The 23,488-nt window shown below is 40.4% G+C and carries 14 protein-coding genes, 2 tRNA genes, 3 rRNA genes and 1 pseudogene; 14 read left to right on the forward strand and 6 right to left on the reverse strand.

Annotated features, from left to right (window positions below; genetic code table 11):
• The first annotated feature begins 934 nt into the window (after positions 1–934).
• Positions 935–1,474 (forward strand): sacsin N-terminal ATP-binding-like domain-containing protein, encoded by a 540-nt coding sequence (locus tag OVA16_RS12565; RefSeq protein WP_267759871.1) that lies wholly within the window; start codon positions 935–937, stop codon positions 1,472–1,474.
• Positions 1,475–2,231: 757 nt separating this feature from the next.
• Here OVA16_RS12565 and OVA16_RS12570 read toward each other — a convergent pair.
• Positions 2,232–2,792 (reverse strand): hypothetical protein, encoded by a 561-nt coding sequence (locus OVA16_RS12570; RefSeq protein ID WP_267759873.1) that lies wholly within the window; start codon positions 2,790–2,792, stop codon positions 2,232–2,234.
• Between the two features lie 1,714 nt (positions 2,793–4,506).
• Here OVA16_RS12570 and OVA16_RS12575 point away from each other — a divergent pair.
• From OVA16_RS12575 to rrf, 5 genes are all read left to right on the forward strand, one after another.
• Positions 4,507–6,026, forward strand: a 16S ribosomal RNA gene (locus OVA16_RS12575).
• 232 nt (positions 6,027–6,258) lie between these two features.
• Positions 6,259–6,333, forward strand: a tRNA-Ile gene (locus tag OVA16_RS12580).
• Positions 6,334–6,347: 14 nt separating this feature from the next.
• Positions 6,348–6,424, forward strand: a tRNA-Ala gene (locus tag OVA16_RS12585).
• 231 nt (positions 6,425–6,655) lie between these two features.
• Positions 6,656–9,527 (forward strand): 23S ribosomal RNA (locus OVA16_RS12590).
• An 80-nt stretch (positions 9,528–9,607) separates the two neighbouring features.
• Positions 9,608–9,719: ribosomal RNA gene (gene rrf, locus OVA16_RS12595) — 5S ribosomal RNA — on the forward strand.
• Together the 16S, 23S and 5S rRNA genes with 2 tRNA genes alongside form the textbook arrangement of a ribosomal RNA operon.
• Positions 9,720–10,192: 473 nt before the next feature.
• Here the strand turns inward: rrf and OVA16_RS12600 are convergent.
• Positions 10,193–11,271, reverse strand: a protein-coding gene (locus OVA16_RS12600) for an IS3 family transposase (RefSeq protein ID WP_267759787.1) whose coding sequence is annotated in 2 segments (ribosomal slippage) — positions 10,193–11,010 and positions 11,010–11,271 — 1,080 coding nt in all. Because the reading frame shifts where the segments join, the coding sequence is not laid out codon by codon here.
• Positions 11,272–11,528: 257 nt separating this feature from the next.
• On the opposite strand from OVA16_RS12600, the gene OVA16_RS12605 reads away from it, so the two are divergent.
• From OVA16_RS12605 to OVA16_RS12645, 8 genes and pseudogenes are all read left to right on the forward strand, one after another.
• Positions 11,529–12,509: an acyl-ACP desaturase gene (locus OVA16_RS12605; protein WP_267759875.1), complete on the forward strand. Its 981-nt coding sequence runs from the start codon at positions 11,529–11,531 to the stop codon at positions 12,507–12,509.
• A gap of 266 nt (positions 12,510–12,775) precedes the next feature.
• Complete coding sequence (locus tag OVA16_RS12610; protein ID WP_267759877.1) at positions 12,776–13,567, forward strand: hypothetical protein; 792 nt, start codon at positions 12,776–12,778, stop codon at positions 13,565–13,567.
• A gap of 15 nt (positions 13,568–13,582) precedes the next feature.
• On the forward strand, positions 13,583–14,098 hold the full coding sequence (locus OVA16_RS12615) for a hypothetical protein (protein ID WP_267759879.1): 516 nt from the start codon (positions 13,583–13,585) through the stop codon (positions 14,096–14,098).
• 9 nt (positions 14,099–14,107) lie between these two features.
• Positions 14,108–15,691 (forward strand): ankyrin repeat domain-containing protein, encoded by a 1,584-nt coding sequence (locus OVA16_RS12620; protein WP_267759880.1) that lies wholly within the window; start codon positions 14,108–14,110, stop codon positions 15,689–15,691.
• Positions 15,692–15,728: 37 nt separating this feature from the next.
• Positions 15,729–16,067, forward strand: a complete 339-nt coding sequence (locus tag OVA16_RS12625) for an ankyrin repeat domain-containing protein (RefSeq protein WP_267759906.1) — start codon at positions 15,729–15,731, stop codon at positions 16,065–16,067.
• A gap of 15 nt (positions 16,068–16,082) precedes the next feature.
• Positions 16,083–16,700, forward strand: a pseudogene (locus OVA16_RS20115) (ankyrin repeat domain-containing protein); the annotation flags it as partial.
• 69 nt (positions 16,701–16,769) lie between these two features.
• A complete protein-coding gene (locus tag OVA16_RS12640) occupies positions 16,770–17,834 on the forward strand; it encodes an ankyrin repeat domain-containing protein (RefSeq protein WP_267759908.1) in 1,065 nt (354 codons plus the stop codon).
• Between the two features lie 80 nt (positions 17,835–17,914).
• Complete coding sequence (locus OVA16_RS12645) at positions 17,915–18,646, forward strand: DUF1266 domain-containing protein (protein ID WP_267759910.1); 732 nt, start codon at positions 17,915–17,917, stop codon at positions 18,644–18,646.
• A 90-nt stretch (positions 18,647–18,736) separates the two neighbouring features.
• Here the strand turns inward: OVA16_RS12645 and OVA16_RS12650 are convergent, their stop codons facing one another.
• Genes OVA16_RS12650 through OVA16_RS12665 form a run of 4 tightly spaced genes read right to left on the reverse strand, consistent with a single transcriptional unit; the run spans position 18,737 to position 23,486 of the window.
• Positions 18,737–20,125: a Gfo/Idh/MocA family protein gene (locus OVA16_RS12650; protein ID WP_267759913.1), complete on the reverse strand. Its 1,389-nt coding sequence runs from the start codon at positions 20,123–20,125 to the stop codon at positions 18,737–18,739.
• Positions 20,126–20,167: 42 nt separating this feature from the next.
• A complete protein-coding gene (locus OVA16_RS12655) occupies positions 20,168–21,232 on the reverse strand; it encodes a dihydrodipicolinate synthase family protein (protein ID WP_267759915.1) in 1,065 nt (354 codons plus the stop codon).
• Positions 21,232–22,251, reverse strand: a complete 1,020-nt coding sequence (locus OVA16_RS12660; RefSeq protein WP_267759917.1) for an NAD-dependent epimerase/dehydratase family protein — start codon at positions 22,249–22,251, stop codon at positions 21,232–21,234. Before OVA16_RS12660 ends, OVA16_RS12655 begins: the two co-directional genes overlap by 1 nt.
• Entirely contained in the window at positions 22,248–23,486 is a 1,239-nt protein-coding gene (locus OVA16_RS12665; protein WP_267759919.1) for an Nramp family divalent metal transporter, read from the reverse strand. Before OVA16_RS12665 ends, OVA16_RS12660 begins: the two co-directional genes overlap by 4 nt.
• Positions 23,487–23,488: the final 2 nt, after the last annotated feature.

Below are 23,488 nucleotides of genomic sequence, written 5' to 3' on the forward strand. Positions count from 1 at the left end.
GAATATAAATAACATCACCTATTTAGAGATTACAATACAATTTACCGCGATTATAGCAACGCGTTCCCGTTTCGGTTGCTTGTGTTAGTACCTTAGTACCTCGGTAAGCTAGTTTTGATGGTATTAAATGCTATCTTTGCATGTAACAGTACTCGCCACGCTACCCGTCAGAACAGCGTCCCAGGGCGAGTCTTTTGCTTTTATACGCTAGTAGATGGCGTAGGGTTTGGCCCATAACTTCTTTGCTAAAACAGCCCCTTTAGCAAAGCTGATACGAACACTATACGAAGAACGTACGAACAAATGGTGTTTTTTAGGTGATGGTTGCGGCCAATTCAATCATTGTCTCATTTAAAATTTAAACCTTACGGGAAACCGTAAGGAATTGTAATTGGCTTTAGGGAATTTTAGGGATGTTTTACTTAAATAAAATTTTATGGCTTATTATCGATTAAACCTAAACCAACAGGCAAATGGCGATTATGAAGTGCATAAGGATGATTGCAGATATTATCCTTCACAAAATTATGATTCCTTAGGTTCGTTCAGTATTTGTAAACCTGCGGTGGACGAAGCTAAAAGAAAGCATCCTTACAAGAAAATTAATGGATGTGTACACTGTTCAGAGAGTTGCCACACAAGCTGATGTAGTTGCCTTGAAATCAATGCTCTTATTTCGAGCATTGATTTTTTATATTGCTGATATAATCTTACATTAGCTAGCTCAATTAAATCTAAATGCTCATCTCAAATGTGCCCGGTAACGAACTCGAAGAACATCCCTATCTAAATCACTATAAAGAATTCGTAAAAAAATCCTATGCACATTCTAGCGGGGTTATAGTCGTTTAACATCGCAGATAAAATGAATTCCCCATACGTTTATCAAGGTAGATAAAAAGTAATGCAGGATTATAAATAATATTCCATCTAAATGATAACAAAACTACAAGTTGAAGACATTATTGAAAAACGTTGGACTTCTTTAAAAGACCCAAAGGAGTTAATTAGTCTCTATAGTATTGAAAAACAAACCAATCAAGGTTACAATGGCAGGCAGTTGTTAGAGCTTTTTCAAAATTGTGAAGATGAGGGGGCCTCAATTGTGGAAATTTCTCTTGATACAGAAACATGCTCACTGACAATTAGCAATGATGGTCCTAAACCGTTTTCATTAAAAGGGTACGACTCTATATTTTATCCTGGTCTTTCTTCTAAAGTTTCGTCGGGGTATATAGGTAATAAAGGGTTAGGATTTCGTTCAATAATAAATTGGGCAGATCAAATTACGATCATCAGTAATGACTTTAAAGTTGTGTTCGATAACTCCTTTGATCGTCGAAATGACGGTATTATTTTACTTTTGAGACAGCCTCTTTTTTTTGCTTCGTGTAAAATTAAGGAGCAATTGGGTTTTTCTCAGCAACAACGTGTTGGTTGTTTCGTAGATCATCCGTGCTTGGGTAGGCCGTAAGCAACTCGGATAGATCGTCGAAGTCTTCGGTGTCGAAACTGATCACGCAACTAAGTGCTTCTCCATCACAGGAAGCGGTAGGCACATCCTGTACATCAATCGGCGTCCAATTACCGGGATCATCAATACCCGTTTCCTGGTCCAAATTATACTGATAGTACATGGTCACATTTTTAGCAGATTTCGCTTTAAAAGCACTCATACTAAATACCAGGCCGAACGCTAAACATAGCGCTGCTAGGCCAAAAACTAATTTACTTTTTTCATAACTATTAATTTTAATGTTTACTATGGGTAAAGCCTTCGGCTGGTTTTTGGTTAATTATGTTGCCAAGGCTTTACCCCTAAATTTTGACTGCTTTATTGCATTTGAAAAAACAGCCGAAAAAGGGGGTTAAATTCCTTCCCCGCTACTGGTGCTTAATTGCTGAGGCTTGCCCAGAGCGCTGCGGAAGGCCAGAAATGGTACATTGCCGTTTTGGTGGGCCTACCTTTAAACCTTGCCTCCTGGAGGCGAGGCCTAAAATTTGTGTTTTTTTTTTTGTAATGAAAACTCAAAAAAATGGACTTTGGCGCTTGCTTTGCTTTTACCGTTTTTGCATACTGCCAATTTAGAGCGCTTTTGTACGGGTGATAACTGCTACAACGGTGTAAAAAATACTGTAGTTTGTACAGTTTTTTTCATAGCCAAACCGAGCTTTAAGGCCATGGGAGTAGCTAAGAAACGTGTTTTTGGGAAGGAAGCTGAAATAGCGTTTTAAAGGAATTTTTGGTAATGGCGCACAAAATAATTGTAATTGATAGCTAGGTAATTGGCGATATTCTTTTTGGCAAGCAGAGGCACAATAGCCCTATATTCCGTATAAAAGCGCTGTATTTTGACTTCGGCGCTTTTCTCTTCGAGCAGAAATGGCCTCAACTGGCATTGGTTGATATATTGTACATTTAAATTCCTATAGATACGGATCAGTTCGGGGAATTGCAGCCATAGCTGTTGGAGCGCCTCCCAATTCCAATAATAAATGAGGGTAGGTACGCAGGCCCGGAAGAATTGCTGCGCAGGCCTTTCGTCCATGAACAGAAATTGGTTGGTGTTAAAGAAGTTGACAATGGAAGGCCGGTCGCGGTACTGGCTGTTATATTCTTTCAGCAGCCCATCGGCCACGTAGGCAATACCTTTAGATTGGTATAGAAAGCCTTCGTTATACCTAACCTTTTTAAATTTCATTTCAGCACAAATTGCAGCCCATGCCCTGGGACTTACCGCACCATTTTGCTGTAGTTGAAGTTTGAGTTTAAGATGGAGCGCTTCATTCATAGGTGTTTTGTTTAAATAGTACTTCCCAATTTCCAAATATTAGACTAAAAAGCACTAAGATTTTCAGCCAAATTGTACTAACCCATACATTTTAATGTACTAACTCATAAAAAATCAATAGACGGGCATCTGCTATCTTTTGCTTAATCAAAATTAAACGCTTGCACCCGCACGCACAATGAACATTAGGTTAACTTTTTTGATGTGTAAAAGTTGACATTTAAACACATTGGGTGCAACGTAGATTTATCCTAATGGTAAATTCTGCAGTACATAACCTTTTGTTTTCATAAATCCGTCTTTATTGAGAGTACGAATTTAGATTAACAGGAGGCAATAGGGCGTTAGTTTTTCTTAAGAAATGCCGATGTGAAAAATTACCTTTTGTTAATTATTCTGGTTTGCTTAAAAGCATGAAATCGTTTATTCGGTAAGTTAGTATTGCTTAAAATAAATGACAAACATTTTCCCGTCTAAAGTGGTGAAATGACCTTTTTAAATGGTAAATTGACTAAGTAGGGTAGCATATTGCTATATAGTTTTGCAATTAACCTGATCCCTGACTACTAATTCCTGACCACTTAAATAACCAATAAAGATAGTTTTGCAATTAACCTGATCCCTGATCCTTAAAATAACCAAAAAACTATAGTTCAAAGATCCCTCCATTATAGTCGGGATGACGGAGTAGGAGAAGAGAGTGCTAGGGAACTTAAATAAACTTAGGTACCTAAGGTGGTGAATGTTTAATAAAGAATAACCAATGAACCAATTCAACAACTCGCGGCTCGCAACCCACAACCCGCAACCCACAACTCAAAATCCAACCCAAAGCCAGCTCCACACAGCCTACACACAGGGTCGGCACAAGGATGACACATGAATCGCACATGAATGGCACATCATTGTTTTACACTCAAAGCTCCATAACCAAATAAACTAATAACTAATGAACCAATTGAACGTCCTGCAACAAGCCAAGCTTGGTACATCGCAAATGTCGGTGGTAAAGCCATCCCTTATACTACTTATATATAGGTATAGCGCATCTAAATTCCCGTTTACATTTTTTCTTCTTGTCTGTCAGCAGCTTATATAGCTATTTGGAATAAAAAGCGCTGTTTGTATTGCGCAGGGATAATTTTTTTCTACCTTTGCACTCCGCTTCGGAGGAAGAGGGGACTGGATGAAAAGCACTAACAAACGGGAAAGAAAAAAGTTTTATTTTTTTCTTGGAAAATGGAAAAGTTTTTCTACCTTTGCACTCCGCTTCGGAGGAAGAGGTTGAGGTTTTGAAAGAGGGAGAAGAGAGGGGTTGGTAAGATGAAGAAGAGCAAATAAAAAATATTTCATTTTTTATTTGGAAAGAAGAAAAAGTTTCCTACCTTTGCAGTCCCAAACGAAACGGGAGCTGACGAACGGAGTTCGCAGCTAAACAAAACAAGATTGAAACAATGAGCTACCAAACAGATGCGGAACATTAAGACCGCTGAAACACAAGTAGGGAATTGCAGGATATATAGACCACCGCGAGGTAAGGTCGATAAGTTCATTAAAGAGATATCATTTACAAAAGCGCAGCGAGGCGAAAATGTTTACTGTAAAGTACATACAGCCGAACTGTTTTCTTTAGGTCGGTTCTTACAGACAATACAAATCAAGAACAGACAATCAATTTTAGTTAATAGATAGTCAGAGTTCGAATTCACATTTTACAATGGAGAGTTTGATCCTGGCTCAGGATGAACGCTAGCGGCAGGCCTAATACATGCAAGTCGAGGGGTAGAGCAAGCTTGCTTGCTTGAGACCGGCGCACGGGTGCGTAACGCGTATGCAACCTACCCTTTTCTGGGGGATAGCCCGAAGAAATTCGGATTAATACCGCATAAGACCACGACACGGCATCGTGACGGGGTCAAACATTTATGGGAGAAGGATGGGCATGCGTGCCATTAGCTAGTTGGCGGGGTAACGGCCCACCAAGGCGACGATGGCTAGGGGATCTGAGAGGATGGCCCCCCACACTGGTACTGAGACACGGACCAGACTCCTACGGGAGGCAGCAGTAAGGAATATTGGTCAATGGAGGCAACTCTGAACCAGCCATGCCGCGTGCAGGAAGACGGCCCTCTGGGTTGTAAACTGCTTTTATTCGGGAATAAACCTACTTACGTGTAAGTAGCTGAATGTACCGAAGGAATAAGGATCGGCTAACTCCGTGCCAGCAGCCGCGGTAATACGGAGGATCCAAGCGTTATCCGGATTTATTGGGTTTAAAGGGTGCGTAGGCGGCCTGTTAAGTCAGGGGTGAAAGACGGTAGCTCAACTATCGCAGTGCCCTTGATACTGATGGGCTTGAATGGACTAGAGGTAGGCGGAATGAGACAAGTAGCGGTGAAATGCATAGATATGTCTCAGAACACCGATTGCGAAGGCAGCTTACTATGGTCCTATTGACGCTGAGGCACGAAAGCGTGGGGATCAAACAGGATTAGATACCCTGGTAGTCCACGCCCTAAACGATGAATACTCGCTGTTGGCGATACACAGTCAGCGGCTAAGCGAAAGCGTTAAGTATTCCACCTGGGGAGTACGCCCGCAAGGGTGAAACTCAAAGGAATTGACGGGGGCCCGCACAAGCGGAGGAGCATGTGGTTTAATTCGATGATACGCGAGGAACCTTACCCGGGCTTGAAAGTTAGTGAACTATCCAGAGATGGATGGGTCCTTCGGGACACGAAACTAGGTGCTGCATGGCTGTCGTCAGCTCGTGCCGTGAGGTGTTGGGTTAAGTCCCGCAACGAGCGCAACCCCTATGTTTAGTTGCCAGCACGTCATGGTGGGGACTCTAGACAGACTGCCTGTGCAAACAGAGAGGAAGGAGGGGACGACGTCAAGTCATCATGGCCCTTACGTCCGGGGCTACACACGTGCTACAATGGACGGTACAGAGGGCAGCTAGGCAGCAATGTCGTGCAGATCTCAAAAAGCCGTTCACAGTTCGGATTGGGGTCTGCAACTCGACCCCATGAAGTTGGATTCGCTAGTAATCGCGTATCAGCAATGACGCGGTGAATACGTTCCCGGGCCTTGTACACACCGCCCGTCAAGCCATGGAAGTTGGGGGTACCTAAAGTACGTAACCGCAAGGAGCGTCCTAGGGTAAAACCGATAACTGGGGCTAAGTCGTAACAAGGTAGCCGTACCGGAAGGTGCGGCTGGAATACCTCCTTTCTGGAGTGGAACTGTCCACTCGCTGCGCCCAAATGATACTATATGATATAGTATAGGATGTAAATGATGATATATCTCTAAACAGGAAAAAAGAAACACCAAGAAGATGAAGCCATTCTAGCTTAGCTAGCGGCGAGATTGATTGTTAATTACGATTTACGAATTACGAGTTACGATTTAAGAAGGAAACGGAACAAATCTAAAATCGTCAATCTAGAATCTAAGATCAAATAGTCCCGTAGCTCAGCCTGGTTAGAGCACTACACTGATAATGTAGGGGTCTCCAGTTCAAATCTGGACGGGACTACGGATAGTTTTTTTGGGGGATTAGCTCAGCTGGCTAGAGCGCCTGCCTTGCACGCAGGAGGTCAACGGTTCGACTCCGTTATTCTCCACCACTCGGTGAACAAAGATGAAAGAACAAAGATAAAAGACATGGTCTTTATTCCTTGCTCATTAATCCTTGCTCCACCTTGAGAAAGTTCTTTGACATATTGGAAGAAGTTAAAAAAGAAGAGCAAACAACAATAGGCGACTGTTGTGTTTGTGCTCTCCCGATGCAAATCGGGGATGAGACATCATGACAAGAGCAAAAAAGCATACCATGCGGCGCAAAAGGCGCATGAGTAGAAGAAAGTAATAAAGAGTACACGGGGGATGCCTTGGCTCTCGGAGGCGATGAAGGACGTGATAAGCTGCGATAAGCATCGGGGATCTGCAAATGAGAATTGATCCGGTGATTTCCGAATGGGGCAACCCGGCATGTTGAAGACATGTCACAATAAGAGCGAACCTGCCGAACTGAAACATCTAAGTAAGCAGAGGAATAGAAAATAACAATGATTTCCTAAGTAGTGGCGAGCGAAAGGGAAAGAGCCCAAACCAATATTGTTACGGCAATGTTGGGGTTGTAGGACTGTGATGTGGTTATAATGCAGCGAAGTGGAACGGGATGGGAAGCCCGGCAATATAGCGTGAGAGCCGCGTACACGTAAGCACCATTAGCCTAACAGTATCCTGAGTACCGCGAGGTCGGAGACGCCTTGTGGGAATCTGCCGGCACCATCCGGTAAGGCTAAATACTCCCGAGAGACCGATAGTGAACCAGTACCGTGAGGGAAAGGTGAAAGAACCCCGAACAGGGGAGTGAAATAGAACCTGAAACCGTGTACTTACAAGCGGTCGGAGCACCTTCGTGGTGTGACGGCGTGCCTTTTGCATAATGAGCCTACGAGTTACTCTTCACTGGCAAGGTTAAGTGCTTTAGGCACGGATCCGAAGCGAAAGCGAGTCTGAACAGGGCGCATAGTCAGTGGAGGTAGACGCGAAACCTTGTGATCTACCCTTGGGCAGGTTGAAGGTGCGGTAACACGTACTGGAGGACCGAACCGATAAACGTTGAAAAGTTTCCGGATGACCTGAGGGTAGGGGTGAAAGGCTAATCAAACTGGGAAATAGCTCGTACTCCCCGAAATGTTTTTAGGAACAGCGTCGGTGTTGAGTTATATAGAGGTAGAGCTACTGATTGGGTGCGGGGAGTCAAATCCTACCAAATCCAGACAAACTCCGAATGCTATATAATATAACCGGCAGTGAGGCTCAGGGTGCTAAGGTCCTGGGCCGAGAGGGAAAGAACCCAGACCATCAGCTAAGGTCCCTAAATTATAGTTAAGTTGAACTAACGAGGTGCGGTTGCATAGACAGCTAGGATGTTGGCTTGGAAGCAGCCATTCATTTAAAGAGTGCGTAACAGCTCACTAGTCGAGCGGCCGTGCATGGATAATAAACGGGCATCAAACTATATACCGAAGCTATGGGATTGAAATATATCGGTAGGGGAGCATTCTGGCGGCAGTGAAGTTGCAGCGTGAGCTGTGGTGGAGCTTCCAGAAAAGCAAATGTAGGCATAAGTAACGATAAGGCGGGAGAGAAACCCGCCCACCGAAAGGATAAGGTTTCCTGATCAACGCTAATCGGATCAGGGTTAGTCGGGGCCTAAGGCGAACCCGAAGGGGGTAGTCGATGGACAACGGTTTAATATTACCGTACCTTTTATAGATGCGATGTGGGGACGGAGTAGTGGAACTGCCGCGATCTGACGGAATAGATCGTTGAAGGCTGTAGGTATAGGACTGGTAGGCAAATCCGCCGGTCCTGCTGAACGCTGATAGTACCGCGAGCCTTCGGGCAAGTGGATAGCGCAGGTAATCAGACTTCCAAGAAAAACCGCTAAGCTCCAGTCTATAAAAGCCCGTACCGCAAACCGACACAGGTATCCGGGAAGAGGATTCTAAGGTGCTCGAGTGAATCATGGCTAAGGAACTCGGCAAAATGGCCCTGTAACTTCGGGAGAAGGGGCGCTGGCAGCAATGTCAGCCGCAGTGAAAAGGCCCAGGCGACTGTTTAACAAAAACACATGGCTTTGCAAAATCGAAAGATGAGGTATAAGGCCTGACACCTGCCCGGTGCTGGAAGGTTAAGAGGGGATGTCAGCCGCAAGGCGAAGCATTGAATCGAAGCCCCAGTAAACGGCGGCCGTAACTATAACGGTCCTAAGGTAGCGAAATTCCTTGTCGGGTAAGTTCCGACCTGCACGAATGGTGTAACGATCTGGGCGCTGTCTCAGCCATGAGCTCGGTGAAATTGTGGTCCCGGTGACGCCGGGTACCCGCAACGGGACGGAAAGACCCCATGCACCTTCACTACAGTTTAACATTGACATTGGGTACAGGATGTGTAGGATAGGTGGGAGGCTTTGAAGCGGCGTCGCCAGGCGTCGTGGAGCCAACGTTGAAATACCACCCTTTCTGTATTCGGTGTCTAACCCCGCTGAGCGGGGGACATTGTTTGATGGGTAGTTTGACTGGGGTGGTCGCCTCCAAAAAGGTAACGGAGGCTTTCAAAGGTAAGCTCAGTACGCTTGGTAACCGTACGGGGAGTGCAATAGCATAAGCTTGCTTGACTGTGAGGCATACAGGCCGATCAGGGTCGAAAGACGGATATAGTGATCCGGTGGTTCTGCATGGAAGGGCCATCGCTCAAAGGATAAAAGGTACGCTGGGGATAACAGGCTGATCTCCCCCAAGAGCTCATATCGACGGGGAGGTTTGGCACCTCGATGTCGGCTCGTCACATCCTGGGGCTGGAGAAGGTCCCAAGGGTTCGGCTGTTCGCCGATTAAAGTGGCACGCGAGCTGGGTTCAGAACGTCGCGAGACAGTTCGGTCCCTATCTGTTGTGGGCGTTGGAATCTTGAGTGGGGCTGACCTTAGTACGAGAGGACCGGGTTGGACCAGCCTCTAGTGAACCTGTTGTTCCGCCAGGGGCATTGCAGGGTAGCTACGCTGGGAATAGATAAGCGCTGAAAGCATCTAAGTGCGAAACTAGCCACGAGATGAGGATTCCATATAGGGCCGTAGCAGACTACTACGTTGATAGGATACAGATGTAAAGGTGGCGACACCACAGTCGAGTATTACTAATAGCCCGAGGCTTTCATCAAAGCAGACGTTGTTTGCTCTTCGAAACTTAACTTCTTTCAATAATATGTCATTTATTATCACTGAATAATAACAAAGATATTCAGGTGCCTATATCGGCGGTGTCCACCTCTTCCCATTCCGAACAGAGAAGTTAAGCCCGCCCGAGCCGATGGTACTGCGGTAACACGTGGGAGAGTAGGTCGGTGCCTAAACTTAAACGGCCCCTTGCAGAAATGTCAAGGGGCTTTTTTGTGTAATATAAAATTCCTGCGGTACTCGGCACTTCTGGCGTTTTATGCGACCATGATTTATGGAAGAGTCAGAAAAAACCTTCGAAGGAAACAACTTCTTATAAATCTCCTTACTTTTCTGTGTAAATACTTAAAACTTGTCTAGCAGTGTCAGTGGTTAGTCTTAGTTACGAATTATAATTCTGAAATAGTTTCTTCCTTGTAGGTGTACGAACATCCGCCGCTGGGCAGAACCCACACTTGCAAAGCGGGAAATTCACACTTTTTTAAAAATTGATGTTGAATATCTTTTTAGAGATATAGACCCATAAACATTTAATTAGTATTGTAATTTCCTTAATCCTAAATGATTGATGATTACTATGATTTGCTTTTTTATTTTATGAAATAAAATTGTGTGCTTCCCTAAATTTCGTACCAATCAAAAATAGAATTTATTGGCATAATTTGTATTCTATTGGTGTTTTATTTTTGAGTGCTCTATGTGGCCTACTATAGTTATAGTCATTCATCCATTCTTCACTTATTGTTCTTACTTCCTGAATTGATTTAAATACGTAGGCATTTAATATATCCCTTCTGAAAGTTCCGTTTAACCTTTCGATATAAGCATTTTGCGTGGGCTCACCAGGCTGAATGAACACAAGTTGGATCTTATTTTCCTTGCTCCAAATATCCAGTTTTGCACTAATAAATTCTGGCCCGTTGTCAACCCTTATCATTTTGGGATAACCCCTTTGCTGGGCGATTTCTTCCAAACTCCTTATTACCCGTAATGTTGGCAGCGATGTGTCTGTTTCTATCGTTAAAACTTCCCTGTTAAAATCATCAATCACGTTCAATAACCTTATTTTTCTGCCATCCCATAAGCTGTCACTCATAAAATCTATGCTCCAGACCTCGTTGATTTTGCCGGGCTGGAACAAAGCCTGTTTTACCCTTGCTGGCAATCTTTTTTTAGCCCTTCTTCTTATGTTCAGTTTTAGTGCGGTGTAAATCCTGTAGAGTTTTTTATGGTTGATCATTTCCCCTGACTTTCTTATCCGATGGTAGCATTGCCAAAAACCTATGCTTACGTGCTTTTCTGTCAAACCATTTAATAGTTCAATGTACTTGTCATCCTGCTTTATGCGGGCCAAGTAACTGAAGCTGCTTCTTGAGATTTTAATGCTATCACAAGCCTTGCGCTTACTGATCTGATGTTCGACAAGCAGAAAAGTAACAGCTTCTTTTTTATCGCAAGGCGCTAAAGCTTTTTTTCAATCAGATCCTTTAGCGCATCGTTCAAAAGTGCCAGATCGGTATACATCCGTTTCAGCTTGGAGTTTTCTGCCTCAAGTTCCTTTAGGCGTTTGAGATCGTTAATTTCCATCCCGCCATATTTGCTTCGCCATCGATAGAAGGTCTTCTCTGATATGCCGTTTGCTCTGGCAATATCTGTTACCTTAACGCCTTTTTCATGCTGTCTCAATATTGAAACAATCTGTGCCTCTGTAAATTGTGTTGTTTTCATAATTGTTAATTAAAAATAGTGTCTTTTTTCTATTTTTAATCGGACCAATTTCGGGGAAGCATACAAAATCAGTTACCTATTGTCTTTTGGCAACTTGCTAAGCTATAGATTTAAATACTAACAAGTAAGATATTTAGCACCATATTTGACAAGTGATTAATGTCATTTTTATTGAGATTTTTCTTGTATTAAATCAATTAATTGCTATAAGCCATATAATTTGGTTATCTTTGTCTTTTATAATCACATACATATAAATGAGTTTTTTTGTCGAAAAAAGAAAGGAAGTAATGCAACATATAGAGAAATATATGCTGCAAATGCTACCTGAATATTTGAAACCTATAGATGAAATTTGGCAACCTTCAGATTTTTTGCCAGATGCTAGTAAAGATGATTTTTTTCAACGAATAAAAGATTTGCAAGAAAGTGCAAGTGAGCTTTCTTATGATTTAGTAGCTGTTTTAATTGGAGATACCATAACTGAAGAAGCTTTGCCAACTTACAGATCGTGGTTGGCTATGGTAGATGGCGTGAGTAGAGACGAAGAAGGAGGGTGGGTAAAGTGGAACAGACAATGGACTTCGGAAGAAAATAGACATGGAGATTTGTTAAACAAATATCTGTACTTATCTGGCCGTGTAGATATGCGTCAGATGGAAATGTCGACCCAATATTTAATTGCTGATGGTTTTGATATTGGAACTGGACATGATCCATATCGGAATTTTATTTATACTTCTTTCCAAGAAATGGCCACAAATGTATCTCATAGAAGAGTGGCTTCTTTAGCTAAGAAAGATGGAGATACGCTCTTATCTAAAATGTGTGGGGTAATTGCTTCTGATGAAGCTAGACATGCTAAAGCCTATAAAGATTTTATCAAGCAAATTTTTAATGTAGATGCTAATGAAGCTATGTTGGCTTTTGAAGATATGATGCGTAAGAAGATTGTAATGCCTGCTCATTTTTTAAGAGAAGTGGGTTTACCAATTGGGCAAGTTTTTGGTCATTTTACGGATGCAGCGCAACGTTTAGGTGTTTATACAGCTGTAGATTATGTTGATATATTGAAACAATTACTTGTAGAGTGGAACATAGAAAGCGTAAAGGAATTAAACGAGGCTGGAGAGAAAGCTAGAGATTATTTAATGGCATTGCCAAATAGATTGCTTAGAGTGGCAGAGCGAATGAAAGATCCAGGGATTGATTACAAATTCAAATGGATTTTAGCTTAAAAGTTTAAAAAGAGGCTGTTTCGATAGAGACAGCCTCTTTTGTTTAATGGATGTTTATCTGCTAAGTTAGCTCAAAAACTTATTATTACCGTAAATGGTAGATTATATTTAGTAGGTAAAGTGAATGGGCGCTATTCTTTTTTAAAATTGATACTCTTTTTTGAAGTGCTTTTTATGGCGCTTATTGTGTGTGAGAAATAGGAAAAGAAATTTGAATACTTATTTTTAAGTTAGGAAATGAAATTTAAACTATAAGCGATTTTATTATGGGTTGGGATATCAGTTATCATCCAATAGCAGAAGAACAAATAAAAGAATGGTATTTTGACGTACTATTAGACCAAACACACCTACAAGTATTGGCCGATAAGTATGGCATTGAACCTTTTTATAAGCAAAAATATGCAGATACGATTAAAGTAGCTTTAGGTACAGCTCCTGAAGTTCTTTTTGATACCACACATGGTTATTACATTGCGGTTATTCAAGGTTTTTTAAATAAGTATTTTTATATACGTGGTGGTGCGCTCTCATTTCTAGAGAATGATGTGCTAAAGCATTATTTTAAGCCTTGGCAAGAAATCATTCCAGAAGGCTTCGTTAACCAAAAAATACAGAATCAAATTACCACCAACTATTGTTCTGGTATTTATATCCCTAAAGAAAAAGTAGTTCAATTATTTGATGACTACCAAAGTGATGCAACTGTAAAAGATACTTTAGATGAGCTTTTTTCGCACAACCGAATTACTGTATTTTTAAAAGCACTAGCCTATGCTAAAGCAAATGGATTAGGCTTGTTAGAGGCTACGGAAGTGGTAGAACCCAATCCAATAGATTTAAACCAGTCTGCCTGTTATTCTAATTTATTTAATTGCGATCCTGAAGGTGCACAATTATATCGGCAGACTGCAATGGAGCAACTTGCAGCACTTGAAGAAAAGGAAGGATTGGAGAGTAGAACAATTTCAAAGAACGCATCATACGAAGTATCTAACACTGAGCCAGTGGTTCCAAAAAAGAATAAGGGATTTTGGAGCAAATTATTTGGTAATTAGCTTTATTTATCTCTCATGTTCATAGAAAAAACTAATTCATCATTGGTTATCAATGAAAGTACATTATTTGCTGATGGTGTGATTTACATCAACAATGAGCAATGGCTTTTAGCGTATTCTACCTTTGCTTATTTGTGTAAAAGCAACAAAGAAAGGTCAATAGCTTTGCTTTATAACATGGCGCTTTGTCATCAGGCTGCGCAAGAATATGCAGAAGCCATTGCGCTATTAAATACGGCTAAAATGCAGCTCAAATCAACAGCTGTTTTATCTCATCAAAATAAGGTGCCGTCAATACATTTATTAACGGATGAATACCATAGCGAACATTATCGTCTTGCACTTAGCGAAGCAGCGGTAGCCTTAAATGCCAATATAATTAAGCTGCGCATACAAAGATTATTGTTAGATCTCCATATCGTACTCGAAAATTGGGAAGAAGCTGTTCGCTTATCGGCCTTGCCAGATATGGACAAATGTAAAAATGTGCAGGAAGCATTAATTCTTATTAAGTCTAAAACAACTACCTAGAAAATATACATGAATTTATACGAAATTGAAAAGGCGTATCTGCAAGGAAATGAACTCTCTGCAATAAATGAGTTATACAAACCTATAATTGCCGAGGCTACCGAAGCACAACAAATAGAAATTTGGCAACAGGTTTGCACTTTTGCCAATGCAGCAATGATAGGCTATTTAATAGAGCAAGGTTGGCGTGCTGCTACAGTTGAAGATAGATCTGGCAATACACCATTACATTTTTTAGCAGAACCAAAGCACACCTATAATTATTTTGTAACCGAACAGAATATGTACGAGTGCACCAAGTTATTGCTATCGGCAAAGGTAAGTATACTTAGAAAAAATAGCTACCAAGAAACGGCGCTAATGTTGGGGGCTAAACAAGGTTACGTAGGTATGTTGCAAGCTTACAGTGAGGCTGGCTCAAAAATAGATTTTACAGATAGAGATGGAAATAACCTGTTACATATTATTGCGCAATACTCCTCACACGCTTCTTCTACCTTAGAAAGTACCAAAGAAAGGTTAATAAACTACCAAAGTCGTCCAGATTTTGCGCCTGATAATGAGCGTATGGCCCAAGAGCAAGCAGCATTGCAATGGCAATTTAATGTAGCCAAAGAGCGGTTTGATCAATTTATAAGTTTTGCTTTTATGGCCCTAGAAATGGGTATAGATCCATTACAGAAAAACAACCAAAAAGAAACTGCGGTAGATGTTGCCATCTATTATAAATCTAAAATTATTGGCGCAATTTTAAATGGCCTCGATTCGCCGGATGAAGAAGTAGTAAAACTTTATTTCAAAGCTGGTGGAATGAATGTTTATCAAGCCTGCATAACTAAGGATTTAGAGGCTTTACAAGCACTTATCCAAATTGGTGCTGATTTAGATGCTGCTTACGATAAAAATGAAGATAGGTTTGACCAGATGACACCTTTAGCCATTGCTATGGTGCAACACTCGGCGGAAACTACAGATTTGCTACTTAAAAATGGCGCAGATGCTTCTTTGTTAGATAGCAAGGGCTGGCATCCTTTTAGGTATTTGTATATCCCAATTTCTAATATCAATACCAATTTTGAGCAGTTTAAAGACAAAACCTTTCAACGCATACTTAAGGCCTACTTCGATGCTGGCTTTAGTATCGATAACATTTTAGATGACCAAGAAAATACGCTTTTAACTCTTTCTGCTAAACATGCAGATGGTTTAATGTTGTGCAATAACGATTCTGTGGCTAAAACATTGATAGATGAAGCAATTTACTCTAATGCCAATGTTAACCAAACCAATAGAGATGGTGTATCTGCTTTAATGTACCTGTGTTTAACAGATGGAGATAGAGGAGAACGCAATTTAATTACCCTTTTAGAGCAGGGCGCTTCTACAGAGTTAATCGATAAAAATGGAAAAACGGCATTGATGTATGCTGCTAATAATTCAAAACACACGGTGGCTAAAACCTATTGCGAACTGCTGGCCGAGTTTGGAAATGTGATGTTAAACGCCAAGGATAATGAAGAAAAAACAGCATTAGATTACGCTGTAGAAAAAAATAACGAAGCGCTTGTGGCTTGGCTAGTAGAGCGGATGTAACTGATATTTAATTCGTAAATAACCTATACCTATAAAAATGGATGCAATTTTTTTAAATGCCTGTAAAAACAATCAAAAAGCAATTGTACAAACTTTGCTTAAAAAAGGCGGAATTAATTTAGATAAACGTGATGCAATGGGCAATACGGCACTATATTACTCGTGTCAAAAAGGAGCCCGAGATATTGCCAAAATTTTAATAGATGGCGGTGCCGATGTAAACCTTGCCAACAATCAAAGTATTACACCTTTACACATGGTTTCGCAAAGCGGAAATAAAGAGATTGCTACTGTTTTACTAGCAAGTGGCGCCGATATTAATGCAACGGATAAAGAAGGTAAAACGGTGTTAATTTATTCTTTAGCCGAAGGATGAACCGAATTTACTAAGTTTCTTTTAACCAACGGAGCTGATAAAACTATTAAAGATAATAGTGGCTACAGTGCATTAGATTATGCAACCAGCAGGGGGGTAAGAGATACGGTTGCTTTATTGGTTGATGGGGGCGATGATAAAAATAGTACAGGCAATACACCTTTGCACCAAGCGGTGTGGAATAACCAGGCAGAAGTAGTTGCCGAATTGCTAAAACTGAATACTGCAAATATGAATGTACTGAACGATGAGGGCGATAGTGCTTTAGTATTGGCTTGTATGCAAAATAATTTACGAGTAGTAGAATTATTACTACAAGCAGGAGCTGATTTTTCGCTTAAACGTTTGGATGGCAACACAGTTTTGCATTATAGTGCCGGCGCTGGTAACAAAGAAATGGTAAGTCTTTTGGTAACTAAGGGAATGGATGTGAATAGTAAAAATAGCGAAGGCGAAACCTCACTTATTGTTGCAGCGATTTGTGGGTTTAATGAAGTAACCGAGTTGTTAATCGAAAGCGGAGCTGATGTAAATGTAAAAGATAACGATAGAAATTCGGCCTTACATTATGCTGCTGAAAAAGGCTATAATGAAATTGTACAACAGTTAATTATGGCAGGAGCTGATTCTTAGATTAATGTGATTGTATTTGATGTTAAGCTATGATAGAAAAAACAGATAATCTCCGATAAGCCAATAAAAATGGCAAAGAAAAAGAAAACACTTCCAAAAGATTTTGGAGACCTTATAGATCTCAAAGATATAGCAGCTTTGAAAAGCGTGTTTGATACCTGCGAACTAGATGCTAGAGGTGGTTACGGAAAAACAACAGCGTTAAGTTTTTATCGCATTCCGAATGAATTGGTACGTTGGTTGGTAGCGCAAGGTGCAGATTTGGAAGCGGTAGATACTTATAATCGTACGGCATTGCACCAGCATTGTAGTATAAGAGGTGGAGATATCAGTGTGTTTTTAGAGCTTGGCGCAAACGTACATGCTTTAGATACTTACGGCGATACACCATTACATTTCGCAGCAGGTAGCGGTTTTAATTTAACAGCAATAAAATTGTTGATGGAGCATGGCGCTGATGTTAAAGCTTTAGATAACTCTAAACAAACACCACTAGAAAGAGCTTTAAGTCGTGCTAGTAATATAGACTTGCCAAATTTAGTAGGAGTTTTGAAGCTGTTGCTAGAAGTAGATGGTACGATAACGCAAAAAATGAAAGATACCGTTACTCGAAAGGGCGAAGATTTTGAGTTTCATCGGGAGAATTTTAACAAAGATTATTTGAAAGAAACAGACGAAGCTTTAAACCATCTGTATGAAATTTTTGATGTGGTGCCAGTGAAAAGGCGAATTATGCATGATGGAGTTTCGCCTATTTTGGTTAGCGGTAAAATTTGGCAAGAACAGTATGAACAGTTATGGGAATTGCTTGTGCCATCTAAAGGCAGCGCCAAAACGGTTCAAGGTGAAGCGGTGCGTATTGCCGGAAAAGTTAGAGATGAAATTTATAGAAATGGTGGTGGTAATTGGGATGCCAATTTTAAAAAGATGTTAGATTCACTTTTAGTATATTATTCATCTGGTAATGCGCTAAGTGCTGATGAGTTGGCTAATGCAGAAGAAATAGTGAAGTATATCCGCAAAAATGGAGATGGCGAAGTTGATGAGCTAAATTTTTTGTGCGAATTGGCTACAAAATGGGTGCTTGCTAATCCAAACCCAGTATTATTAGAAAAACCTAATTATAACCGATAATTTGAATATCTAACTACATTTTCATCTATATAAAGTTATTTTAATAAATTTTTACACCTATTTATAAAAACTAAAAGAATATGAACTCAAACATCTATTTCATTATTGGAGGGGTAGCCGTCTTATTTATCATTTACACGGTTGTTTTGCAGAACATGATGAAGAAAAGGAAGCAAAAACAATTGGAAGATTTTAATCGTAATCATTCTGGAAATCCGTTAAAAGAGCAACAAAAACGTTTGTTAACTTTTGGAGCGATCTTATTCTATCATCGTATGGAAAAGATTTTAGGATTTGTACCAGAGCAAGGCATTGATCAGTATACCTATGGGTTAAAAAACCAATGGGAAATTTCTAGCTCGCAAGATGCTAGAGAAACTTTAGATAATTTGTTGGCACTTAGACGAAGTACGGAGTTTCAGCCACTTTTAAACCAACCGTCTTCAGATATCGTTAAAATTCAAAAGAAAATTGCCAAAGAGTTAGGTGTTGAACTTGCTGTTGTAGAGCAAACTACCTCTGCTTACGGTTGGGATATTTGCCGTGCTGTTTCTTTAGCTAAGTGGTGCTTTTGGTGTGGGTATTTAACAGAAGCCGAAGTATGGGATTATATAGAAAAAGCAGCTTCAATTGCCGGCCAGCAAGGTAGAGATTGGACTGATTATACCGTTTCATTCCTGTTGGGAAGAACTATCCAAGGCTTCGATTTGGACGATGTAGCTGTAGAAGCGAAAATGGTTTTACATAGTCAAAATCCAACCTTTGGCAAAACAGAAGACATTGATGTTTACAAAAGGTATTCTTTTAAATAAGGATTAAAATGTAATTAGCTAGCGTTAAGCTATGCAAAAGAAAAGAGGATGACTGTAACAATCATCCTCTTTTCTTTTGCATTAAATGTATTAAACCTTTATGTCCATTATTTTGCCTTTTTTACGGCTCTTTTCGGCCATAAAGCCCATTAGGTGGCTTTCAATAGAATCATCTATAGTAGAAGTTAAAAGTTTAGGATCTTGTTGGCTTACCGCATTTACAAAATCTCTGGTAAGTAGCCAATCTCCGCCACCATGACCATGATCTTCGTAGCCTTTTACATCTTGTGCTTCTGGTATAAACTTGGTTTCTTTTCTGGTTCTAAAATCGTTGTGTACCAATTCTTTCATATCGCCAACCAAATCTCCCATAGAGCCCATAATTCTGGTACGTCTGCCATGATAAGAGGTAAAGGCTTCCATAGAGAAACTTGCCGTTACACTATCTCCAAACTGTATACTTGTTACATAATGATCTGGCTGATCGTTATCCATACGGTAAACGCAACGTCCATAATTGCTGGTTTTTAGTTTTTCGAGGATGTATTCTCTGCGGTTTGGAATGTTATCTGGTACATCTAAAACAGATAAGAAGTGGGTTTGTCTATCTGCATATTCTTTAACAGCAGAATAAGCACAATCGCGTTCTACGTTACAAGTTACGCATCTGTCGCTACTGTTTGCAGGTGCATTTTCTTTACGAAACCATTTTAAATCGCCCATGGCAACTATTTTTTTGCTTGGCTTGTTAATTACCCATTTAATGATGTCTAAATCGTGGCAAGATTTAGCCAGGATGATAGGCGTAGTTTCTTTAGAATTGTGCCAATTTCCACGAACGTATGAGTGCGACATGTGGATATGCTCAATTGGTTCGAAATGCTGTACACTTACCACTTCTCCAATAGCGCCTTTTTCTATCAATTCTTTCATTTTGATGAAATATGGAGCATATCTTAATACGTGGCAAACCGCTACAATTCTATTTTTCTTTTTAGCTAAAGCCAATATATCCCTGCATTCTTTTTCTGTAGGCGCAATAGGTTTTTCTAAAAGGATATCGTAACCAAGCTCTAATGCTTTCATGCAGGGTTCGTAGTGCAGGTTATCTGGCGTAGAAATTACTATGGCATCGGCAAATTTGGGACGTTTGAAAACATCTTCCCAAGTGTTAAACCTGTTTTCTTGTGGGATAGAATGGATTTTGGCATACCTGTCGTTTCTGAAAGCAATTGGTTCGGCCACGCCAACTATTTTCATATCATTAGGGAAATTCTCTGCATAAGTACCATACACCATCCCTCTGTTTCCGGCACCCAAGGTAATTGCGGTAACTGCTTTTTTAATAGGCTTGTGCAGTGGGTTGTCCTTAATTTTATAGCGATAGGTGTTCTTATCAACCTTTGCTAAAAGGTCTGAAGTGATCACAGTAGCTCCTAAGCTTAGCGTTAAAGTTTTTAAAAGATTTCTTCTGTTCATTTTGTTAGTGTTTAGGTGGTGTGTTTGCTAGCAAATTAGGTTTTAGTTAGACTTTTCTTTCAAGAACGTTTTTACAAACTCATCGTCATTTAGTTGTGGGTAATCTCTATAGATACGGTCTATCTCTTCGCTTTGTCCTGGCGAAAGTGTTTCTTTATCACTGATGCACCAAATTCCTTTCATCAATCCTTGTCGGCGTAATACCTCGTGAATGCCAGAAATGCAACCATGAAAATCATGCGAAGGATCAAATAAAGCGGCATTACTATCGGTTACTGCAATGTTGTGGCTCAATAATTCATCAGCTACTGCTGCAGTGGGATTAAGTTTGTGCTGTTTAATTTTCTCTAACAGTTCTACTGCTTTCTGTGTCCATACTGCCCAATGGCCTAAAAGCCCACCTCTGAAATTGATTTCTGTCTGCCCTTGTGGGGTAGGGAAGCGGTAGGTGGTTAGCAAATCGTTCACAATGTTGTCATCATTGCCTGTGTACATGGCTACTTCATCTCTTCTGCTAGAGTTAGCTAAAGCACGCATTACATCTAAGGTTTGGTATCTGTTGAAAGAAGCACATTTGATTGCTTCCACATTCTCAATTTCTACAAAATTCGCCCAAAAATCATAAGAAAAAATTCTGCCACCTACAGATGGTTGTAAATAAAAACCAAAAACTGGGATAATCTGAGCTACTTGGCGCACACGTTCTAAAATGTCTTCTTCTGTCCAAGCTTGTAGTCCGCCCATACTTAGCAAGCCCATGTGGTAACCATGTTTAACCGCTAATTTAGCTTCGTTAACCGCTTGTGTTGTTGGTCCGCAAATGCCGCAAACTTTAAGGAAAGGCCTGTCTAATTTCGCTTTCGCAATTTCCTCACTGGCTAATTCAATTACTTTTTCAAATAAATTTACCTCAGGATTTCTAATTTCAAACTGAGTAGAGTGCACGGCTATAGCAATGCCACCAGCACCCGAGCTCATGTAATATTGTGTCAATAAACGTTGATGAGCTTCGTCTAAGGTTCTGTCTTCGTTTAGGGCTAAAGGATGTGCGGGTATTACCGTACCCTGCATTAGGTGTGCTTTTAGCTCTTTTGATAATTTGTTCATTAAAATTTTCCTCCTCTCTCTTGGAAATGAGTGTCTTTATTCCAAAGTTCGCCGCCGTTTAAAATCCAGTTGGCGGTATGTTCAATAGCTTCTCTAATGGTAGTTCTAGGGTAGCCAAATAATCGATGACATTCTGATGCGTTGTTTAACAAAGCGGTATCGGCACCTGATCCAGTAAACTGCGGTGTTTTATTCAACAGCAAACCAAACTGTTCTGCTATCCATTTGGTAGATAAAATTTCTGGCCCGGTAACATTTAAAATTTTAGCAGGACTACTACAGTGTAGTAAAGACCTTATGGCGATTTCGTTGGCATCGCCCTGCCAAATTACGTTAACGTTTTGTGTGGTAAGGTCTACAGGCTTTCCGGTATTTACAGCTTTGGCAATCTCTATCAATACGCCATATCTAAAATCAACAGCATAATTTAGCCTGTAAATTAACATCGGGGTATTGTTCTTTTTAGAAAAGTATTCGAAAATCCTTTCCCTACCCACACAAGATTGCGCATATTCGCCAATGGGTTCTGGAGATTGCTCCTCAGATACACCGCCTTCTTTGAGGCTTACAAATGGCAATACATTTCCAGAAGAGAAAGCAACAATTTTAGAATTTTTGAAATGCGATGAAACTAGGCCAGGAAGATAAGCATTCATTGCCCAGGTGAAATCTTCGTTACCTTTAGTTCCAAATTTATGTCCCGCTAGGTAAATGATATTAGGCACTTGCGGAAGTTTCTTCAAATCTTCTTCGTTCAGTAAATCGCAGGAAATGGTTTGGATGCCTTCGTTTTCTAGCTCCTCCTTTAATGCTCCAGAAGAAAACCTAGATACACCAATTACATTTTTCTCAATTCCGGCAGCTTTTAAAGCTCTAATGGTTAAAATAGCCATACTAGGTCCCATTTTTCCGCCGATGCCCAAAAACATTATATCGCCATCTATTTTTTTGATGTCTTCAATTAATGCAGCTGAGGGCGCTAAGAGTTGCGTTTCAAATTCTTTTAAATTCAGTTTCATGTGTTGATTATTTTAGTAGGGGTGATAAGGTTGCTGATGGCTAATCCAATTAGTAGGAGTAGGCCTAATGCACCCCAAACTTTGGTTATAGGTTTGTTTACGTGTTCTTTCATGATCTTTCTATCGTTAGCAATCATGAATATGGCTACGCCAATAAAGGGTACTAGAAAAATGGTAATGCTTTGGGCAAATACAATGAGCTCCAGGGGCAGTTTTCCAAATATTAAGGCAATAAGCCCTCCGAATATCATTACTAACGAAATGAACATTTTAACCATTTTATGGTTAAGGTTGTTGCCGTATTGAAAAGTATCGCCAAGTAAAGAGCCGCCTAAAACTGCATTACCAATTAAAGAAGAAAAAGAAGCTCCAAAAAGGCCTATGAAAAACAATGCCTTTGAGCTTGAACCTAGCAGAGGCTCTAATGCTTTACCCATTTCTGAAGCCGAATTTACTTTGATATGTTGGGGATAAAGCGTGTTGGCCGCACAAATAAGAACGGCAGCACTCATTATTCCTAATATAATGATGCCAACTTGGCTTCCCATGAGTGTTTCTTTTGACGTATGGTTGGTTGATAATTTTTTTCTGGTTTGTACCAAATAACTCTGATAAAATGCGCCAACAATAGAGAAACAAGAGGCTGTAAATGCTATAATCAAACCTAAAGATCCTTCTGGAAAACTGGGTATTATACCTTGACCCAAATTGCTAATAGATGGGGGAGACATGACCACCGTAGTGAGAAATGCAAATAGCATCAAGATAATTAGTGCTAGCATCAGTTTCTCGAAAATGAGATAGAACGAACGAAAAAAAAGCAGCGAAATGCCTATTAAATTGAAAACTATAATCCAAATTTTTGGATCTGTGCCAGTCGCTTCCGAAATAGATAGAGATACACCAGTTGCATTACCAGCTTGAAACGAGGTAGCAACCAGAAAAATGCCAACGCCAATAAACAAAGAAGAGGTTTTGCCATACTTTTTTCTAATTAAGGTTAACAAGCTCTCGTCTGCGGCCATGCCAATTCTCGAAGACATATTGGCATAAATTGACATAAAAAATATAGCCACCACAATGATCCAGAGTAAGCTAAAGCCGTAATCTGCACCCATTTTTGAGGTAATGGTCATTTTACTCGGACCAAAAATTAGTGCTGCCGTAATAATGCCCGGCCCAAGAATGGAGAGGGTTTTTCTTAAAAAGCTATTGCTTTTGCTAGTGGTTTCCATGG

It is taken from the genome of Pedobacter sp. SL55, assembly GCF_026625705.1.
Lineage (GTDB): Bacteria > Bacteroidota > Bacteroidia > Sphingobacteriales > Sphingobacteriaceae > Pedobacter.

Coding starts and splice junctions, on each gene's coding strand:
- OVA16_RS12565 (WP_267759871.1), top strand. CDS start 935: ATGATAACAAAACTACAAGTTGAAGACATTATTGAAAAACGTTGGACT.
- OVA16_RS12570 (WP_267759873.1), bottom strand. CDS start 2,792: ATGAATGAAGCGCTCCATCTTAAACTCAAACTTCAACTACAGCAAAAT.
- OVA16_RS12605 (WP_267759875.1), top strand. CDS start 11,529: ATGAGTTTTTTTGTCGAAAAAAGAAAGGAAGTAATGCAACATATAGAG.
- OVA16_RS12610 (WP_267759877.1), top strand. CDS start 12,776: ATGGGTTGGGATATCAGTTATCATCCAATAGCAGAAGAACAAATAAAA.
- OVA16_RS12615 (WP_267759879.1), top strand. CDS start 13,583: ATGTTCATAGAAAAAACTAATTCATCATTGGTTATCAATGAAAGTACA.
- OVA16_RS12620 (WP_267759880.1), top strand. CDS start 14,108: ATGAATTTATACGAAATTGAAAAGGCGTATCTGCAAGGAAATGAACTC.
- OVA16_RS12625 (WP_267759906.1), top strand. CDS start 15,729: ATGGATGCAATTTTTTTAAATGCCTGTAAAAACAATCAAAAAGCAATT.
- OVA16_RS12640 (WP_267759908.1), top strand. CDS start 16,770: ATGGCAAAGAAAAAGAAAACACTTCCAAAAGATTTTGGAGACCTTATA.
- OVA16_RS12645 (WP_267759910.1), top strand. CDS start 17,915: ATGAACTCAAACATCTATTTCATTATTGGAGGGGTAGCCGTCTTATTT.
- OVA16_RS12650 (WP_267759913.1), bottom strand. CDS start 20,125: ATGAACAGAAGAAATCTTTTAAAAACTTTAACGCTAAGCTTAGGAGCT.
- OVA16_RS12655 (WP_267759915.1), bottom strand. CDS start 21,232: ATGAACAAATTATCAAAAGAGCTAAAAGCACACCTAATGCAGGGTACG.
- OVA16_RS12660 (WP_267759917.1), bottom strand. CDS start 22,251: ATGAAACTGAATTTAAAAGAATTTGAAACGCAACTCTTAGCGCCCTCA.
- OVA16_RS12665 (WP_267759919.1), bottom strand. CDS start 23,486: ATGGAAACCACTAGCAAAAGCAATAGCTTTTTAAGAAAAACCCTCTCC.